Annotated in this window: 7 protein-coding genes and 1 pseudogene; 5 read left to right on the top strand and 3 right to left on the bottom strand. The window is 74.9% G+C overall.

All coding sequences use genetic code 11. The annotated features are described in order from the left end of the window. The 5 genes and pseudogenes from NCC78_RS26485 to NCC78_RS26465 form a co-directional block, all read left to right on the top strand. Positions 1-321: pseudogene (locus NCC78_RS26485) on the top strand (AAA family ATPase); the annotation flags it as partial. A gap of 117 nt (positions 322-438) precedes the next feature. Continuing rightward, positions 439-1389 carry an ABC transporter ATP-binding protein gene (locus NCC78_RS26480; RefSeq protein WP_250797865.1) on the top strand — a complete coding sequence of 317 codons (951 nt, stop codon included), beginning with the start codon at positions 439-441 and terminating at the stop codon, positions 1387-1389. A gap of 9 nt (positions 1390-1398) precedes the next feature. Continuing rightward, on the top strand, positions 1399-2136 hold the full coding sequence (locus tag NCC78_RS26475; protein WP_250797863.1) for an ABC transporter permease: 738 nt from the start codon (positions 1399-1401) through the stop codon (positions 2134-2136). Positions 2137-2232: 96 nt separating this feature from the next. After that, entirely contained in the window at positions 2233-3009 is a 777-nt protein-coding gene (locus NCC78_RS26470) for a VOC family protein (protein WP_250797862.1), read from the top strand. A gap of 83 nt (positions 3010-3092) precedes the next feature. Beyond that, positions 3093-3860: a VOC family protein gene (locus NCC78_RS26465; RefSeq protein WP_250797861.1), complete on the top strand. Its 768-nt coding sequence runs from the start codon at positions 3093-3095 to the stop codon at positions 3858-3860. Here NCC78_RS26465 and NCC78_RS26460 read toward each other — a convergent pair. The 3 genes from NCC78_RS26460 to NCC78_RS26450 form a co-directional block, all read right to left on the bottom strand. Beyond that, entirely contained in the window at positions 3847-4662 is an 816-nt protein-coding gene (locus NCC78_RS26460) for an ABC transporter ATP-binding protein (protein WP_250797860.1), read from the bottom strand. The genes NCC78_RS26465 and NCC78_RS26460 overlap by 14 nt on opposite strands. Continuing rightward, a complete protein-coding gene (locus tag NCC78_RS26455; RefSeq protein ID WP_504921006.1) occupies positions 4659-5711 on the bottom strand; it encodes a FecCD family ABC transporter permease in 1053 nt (350 codons plus the stop codon). The genes NCC78_RS26460 and NCC78_RS26455 overlap by 4 nt, the downstream gene beginning before the upstream one ends. Continuing rightward, the coding region (locus tag NCC78_RS26450; RefSeq protein ID WP_250797866.1) for an iron chelate uptake ABC transporter family permease subunit at positions 5708-5826 on the bottom strand (119 nt) is incomplete at its 5' end. The genes NCC78_RS26455 and NCC78_RS26450, both read right to left, overlap by 4 nt.

The following is a 5826-nucleotide window of genomic DNA, read 5'->3' as shown; positions in this document are numbered from 1 at the left end:
GAGGTGCGCGCGGCGCTGGCGTACGACGGCTCGGTCGGCGTCATCGCGGCGGACGACGCGGTCGACGGGCTGCGCGCGGCGCTGTACGCGGCGGGCGTCGCGACCGCGACCGCCGACGACCCGGCCGCCGCGGCGCGGGTCACCGTGGTGCCCGCCACCCTGGTCAAGGGCCTGGAGTACGACCACGTCGTGGTGGTCGAGCCGGCCGCGATCGTGGCGGCGGAGCCGCGCGGCCTGCACCGGCTCTACGTGGTGCTCACCCGAGCGGTCTCCCGGCTCGCCGTGCTGCACACCACCCCGCTGCCCGCCCCGCTCGCCTGAGCCGGCACCGGGTTCCGGCCCGGTCCCCGACGGCTGGGCCGGCCCGGCACACTCGACGCCCTGCCGGGTTGCGCGCGGGGAGTAGACCGGAGGTGTGACGACCCGGAGGAGCGCCGCATGATCCTGGCCCGCGCCGATCAGCTGAGCCGCCGGTACGGCGACGTGCTCGCCCTGGACCGGGTCGACCTGGACGTACGCGCCGGCGAACTGGTCGGGCTGCTCGGCCCGAACGGGGCCGGCAAGAGCACCCTGCTCAACCTGCTCGTCGGGCTGCGCCGGCCCACCGCCGGTCGGGTCGAGCTCTTCGGCGGCGATCCGCGCGACCCGGCGAGCCGGCGGCGGATCGGGGTGACCCCGCAGGAGACCGGGCTGCCCGGCACGCTGCGGGTCGGCGAGGTGGTCGACTTCGTCTCCGCCCACCACCCGGACCCGGTCCCTCGCGCCGAGCTGCTCGACCGGTTCGGGCTGGGTGAGCTGGCCCGGCGGCAGACCGGTGGCCTCTCCGGCGGGCAGCGGCGGCGGCTGGCGGTGGCGCTGGCCTTCGCCGGCCGGCCCCGGCTGGTACTGCTCGACGAGCCGACCACCGGCCTGGACGTGGAGGCGCGGCACACCCTCTGGGAGGCGATCCGGGCGTTCCACGACGACGGCGGCACCGTGCTGCTGACCAGCCACTACCTGGAGGAGGTCGAGGCGCTGGCGCGCCGGGTGGTGGTGATCGGGCAGGGCCGCGTGCTCGCCGACGACACGGTCGACGCGATCCGGGACATCGTCGGCGTACGCCGGGTCAGCCTGCTCGCCGACCGGCTGCCCGCGCTGCCCGGCGTGGTCCGCAGCGAGCGGGTCGACGGCCGCACGCACCTGCTCACCACCGACGCCGACCAGCTGGTGCGGGACCTGGTCACCGCCGGGGTGGCGTTCAAGGACCTGGAGGTCCGGCCGACCTCGCTGGAGGAGGCGTTCCTCGCCATCACCGCGACCGGCGGCCAGCCGTCCACCGACGTGGGCGGCCGGAGCGCTGCCGCCGCGGGCTCGACGGCCACGGCCGCCGGCCGGCCCACCCCCGCCTGAGGAGTCCTCGTGCAGCTGACCCTGGTCCACGCCCGCTACCAGCTGCTGGAGATCGTCCGGATCCCGGTCGCCGTCGTCGGCAGCGCGTTCTTCCCCGCCGCCGCGATGCTCTTCTTCGTGGTGCCGTTCGCCGGGAAGGATCCGGTGGCCGCCACCTTCGCCACCGCCTCCATGGTCACCTTCTCGGTGCTGAGTGCCAACATCTTCCAGTACGGCGTGGGGGTGGCCGAGGACCGCGACCAGCCCTGGAACCCGTACACCCGGACCCTGCCGGCCGGGCCGGCACCGCGCTTCGCCGGGCGGGTGCTGGCGGGCCTGGTGCTCACGTATCTGTCCCTGGTCCCGGTGGTGGTGATCGGGGCGACCCTGACCGAGGCGCGGATCACCGTCCCCGCGTTCCTGCTGGCGCTGGCCACCGTCGCGGTGGTCTCGGTGCCGTTCACGCTCATGGGGCTCGCCATCGGGTACTCCCTGCCGAGCCGGGCGGCGGTCGTGGTCGCGCAGGTCGTGTTCTTCCCGCTCGCCTTCGGGGGCGGGCTGCTCACCGCGCCCGATCAGGCACCCGGGTTCATCGAGGCGGTCGCGCCCTACCTGCCCACCCGGGGAGCGGTGGAGCTGATGTGGGCGGCCGTCGGCGACTACCCCCCGAACCCGCTCTCGATGATCATGTTGGGGGTCTGGGTGGTGGGGCTGGCAGCGCTGGCCGGGTGGGCGTACCGGCGGGACGAGGGTCGACGGTTCAGCTGACGTTCTGCCCGATCCGCCTCGGCCGGCCAGGAGTCGGTGCCACGATTCCGGCAGGGGCGTGCCGGCGTGGCCGCCCCCAGCCGAGAGGGGGTCGACGTGAGCACCGTCCCGCCGGGCACACCCTGCTGGGCCGACCTCGCCACCCCCGGACTCGCCGACGCGCGGCGGTTCTACCCGGAACTGTTCGGCTGGACCGGCCGGATCGACCCGGAGCCCGAGGCCGGCGGCTACACGGTCTTCCTCCTGAACGGCCGGGCCGTGGCCGGCGCGGGACCACCGGCCATCCCCGACCAGGTGCCGATCTGGTCGACCTACCTGGCCACCGACGACGCGGACCTGGTGGCCGGCCGGGTCGAGCGGGCCGGCGGGCAGGTCGTCGTGCCCCCGTTCCAGGTGTTCGACCGGGGACGGATGGCGGTCTTCGCCGACCCGGCCGGCGCGGCGTTCAGCGTCTGGCAGCCGATGGCGATGCCCGGGGCCGAGGTCTTCGACGTGCCGGGCGCGATGAGCTGGAACGAGCTGGTCACCCCCGACCCGGAGGGCGCGAAGGTCTTCTACGAGCTGGTCTTCGGGTGGCAGCCGGACGACCAGCCGATGGGCTCGATGACCTACACCGGCTGGCGGCTCGGCACCCGGATCGTGGCCGGGATGATGCCGCCGCTGGGCGACGAGTTCCCGGCGGAGTCGCCCGCGTACTGGTCGGTGTACTTCGCGGTGGCCGACGCCGACGCGACCGCCGCCCACGCCGCCGAGCTGGGCGGCACCATCCTGGTGCCACCCCGGGACATCCCCGCGGGCCGCCTCGCCGCCCTGCGCGACCCCCACGGCGCCCTCTTCAACATCATCACCCCGTCCCGCCCCGGCGCGGGTTGATCGTCCTCGCCTGCCGGCGAGGGGGCGCGACCATCAGTCGAGCGAAGAGTCGCCCCGACGAGCACAGGAACCGGAGCCGATCCATGACCGAGCCACCACCGGGGACACCCGCCTGGGTCGACCTGTTCACCACCGACCTCGCTGGCGCGGCGCGCTTCTACGCGCCCCTGTTCGGCTGGGCCGTCGCTGAGGCGGATCCGGGACCCACGGCCGCCGGTCACCTCGTCTTCCACCAGCAGGGCAGACCGGTGGCCGGTACCGGGCCGGGTGCCGACCCGCAGCGGCCGCCCGCCTGGGTGATCTACCTGGCGACGGACGACGTCGCCGCGGCCGGCCAGCGGGTGACCGCCGCCGGTGGCCGGGTCCTGACAGATCCCGTCGACATCCCGGGCTCCCGGCGGATGGCGCTCTTCGCCGACCCGGCCGGGGCTCCGTTCGGGGTGTGGCAGTCGCTCGGCATGCCCGGCGCGGACGTGTTCGACGTGCCCGGCTCGCTGACCTGGGCCGAGCTGGCCACGCGGGAGTGGGACAGGGCGAAGGAGTTCTACGGGTCGGTCTTCGGCTGGACCGCGGACGACCAACCGATGGGCCCGGTCACCTACACCACCTGGCAGCTGGCTGGCAGCTCCGTCGCCGGGATGATGCCCATGATCGGCGAAGACTGGGGCGATCTCCCGTCGCACTGGATGGTCTACTTCGCGGTGTCCGACACCGACGCCGTCTCCCTCGAGGCGCAACGGTTGGGCGGGCAGGTGTCCGTCCCGCCGACCGATCTGACCCGGGGCCGGTTCGCGGTGCTCACCGATCCACAGGGGGCGTTCTTCTCGATCCTCGGGCCTACCCCGCCCTGATCGGTCGGGGGGCGGGCCGGACGGGGACGACGAGGGGACCGTGGTCGCCGTCGACGACGCGGACGGTGGCGCGGTACCAGGTGGCGAGGAGCTGCTCGGTGAGCACCTCCCGGGGCGTGCCGGCGGCGACCACCCGACCGTCGGCGAGGAGCACCATCCGGTCGGCGTACTCGCCGGCGATGGAGAGGTCGTGCATGGTGGCGAGCACGGTCAGGCCGTGCTCGCGCCGCAGCTGGTCGACCAGTTCCAGCACCTCCTGCTGGTGACCGATGTCCAGCGCGCTGGTCGGCTCGTCCAGCAGCAGCAGGGTGGCGCCCTGGGCCAGTGCCCGGGCCAGGAAGACCCGCTGCCGCTCGCCCCCGGAGAGGGTGGCCAGCTCCCGGTCGTGGAAGCTCGCGAGGTCCAGCCCGCCGAGCACGTCGTACGCGGCGGCCAGGTCGGCGGCGGACTCCCGCCCCAACGTCGGGATGTACGGGGTGCGCCCGAGCAGCACGTAGTCCAGCACCGACATGCCGGCCGGCACGATCGGGGACTGCGCCACGGTGGCCACCACCCGGGCCCGGTCGCGGCGGCGCAGCGCCTCGCTCGGCGTACCGAACAGGGAGATGGCGCCGGGCGCGGGCAGCAGGCCGCCGACGGCGCGCAGCAGGGTCGACTTCCCGGCGCCGTTCGGGCCGATCACGGTGACCCACTCGCCGGCCGCGACGGTCAGGTCGACGCCGGCCAGGATCGGCGCACCGTCCAGGCTGACGTGCAGGTCACGTACCGCGACGGCGGGGGCGGCGGACGGGGGCGCGCTCACGAGAGCATCCGCCGGGAGGTACGCAGCACCAGCACGAAGAACGGGCCGCCGAGCAGCGCGGTGACCACGCCGATCGGGATCTCGCTCGGGGCGGCGGCGGTGCGGGCCACCACGTCGGTCAGCGCCAGGAAGGCGCCGCCGAAGAGCAGCGAGAGCGGCAGGATCACCCGGTAGCTCGACCCGGCGAGCAGCCGTACGGTGTGCGGCACGATGATCCCGACGAAGCCGATCAGGCCGGAGGCGGAGACCGCCGCCGCGGTGCCGAGCGAGGCGGCGGCGATCAGCAGGTAACGGGAGCGCTGCGGGTGCAGCCCGAGGCTCGCCGCCTCGTCGTCGCCGACGGAGAGCACGTCGAGTTCCCTCCGGTGCAGCAGCACGACCAGGGCGGTGAGCAGGAAGTACGGCAGCACCAGCCGGACGTCGTGCCAGCCGGCGGTGGCCAGCCGGCCGAGCAGCCAGGAGTAGACCTGCTGGATGCTGTCGGAGTTGCGTTGCAGCAGGTACGTCTGCCCGGCGGAGAGGAACGCGGAGACGGCCACCCCGGCCAGGATCAGCGTGGCCGGGGAGCGGCCCCGCCCGCCGGACGCGCCGAGCAGGTACGTCATCGCCACCGCGCCGAGCGAGCCGAGGAAGGCGGCCAACGGGATGGTGACCGGCAGCCCGGTCAGCGCGCCGCCCACCCCGACGCCGACGGTGATCACCGCGGTGACCGCGAGCCCGGCCCCGGCGGCCACCCCGAGCAGGTACGGGTCGGCCAGCGGGTTGCGGAACACCCCCTGGTAGCAGCCGCCGGCCAGGGCGAGCAGCCCGCCGACCAGCAGCCCGAGCACCACCCGGGGCAGCCGCAGCTCGGTGACGATGAAGTCCTCGGCCGGGCTGCCCCGGCCGGCGAGGGTGCGCAGCACGTCGGCCGCGCTCATCGGATAGTCGCCGCTGCCGATCGCGAGCACGCCCAGCGCCAGGGCCGCCAGCGCGCAGCCGGCGCCGACCGCGAGCGCGCGGGGTCGCAGGCGCAGGGACACCCCGCCGGGGGTACGGATGACGATCACGGGTGCGCCACCCGCCCGCGCAGCACCAGCCAGAGGAAGAGCGGCCCGCCCAGCACGGCGGTCACCATGCCGACCTGGAGTTCGCCGGGTCGGCTCAGCACCCGGCCGAGCACGT

The sequence above is a fragment of the Micromonospora phytophila genome (assembly GCF_023656545.1).
In the GTDB taxonomy this organism is placed as follows: domain Bacteria; phylum Actinomycetota; class Actinomycetes; order Mycobacteriales; family Micromonosporaceae; genus Micromonospora; species Micromonospora phytophila.
The sequence above is the reverse complement of the archived record's forward strand: the minus strand, read 5'-3'. Positions and strand labels throughout refer to the sequence as shown.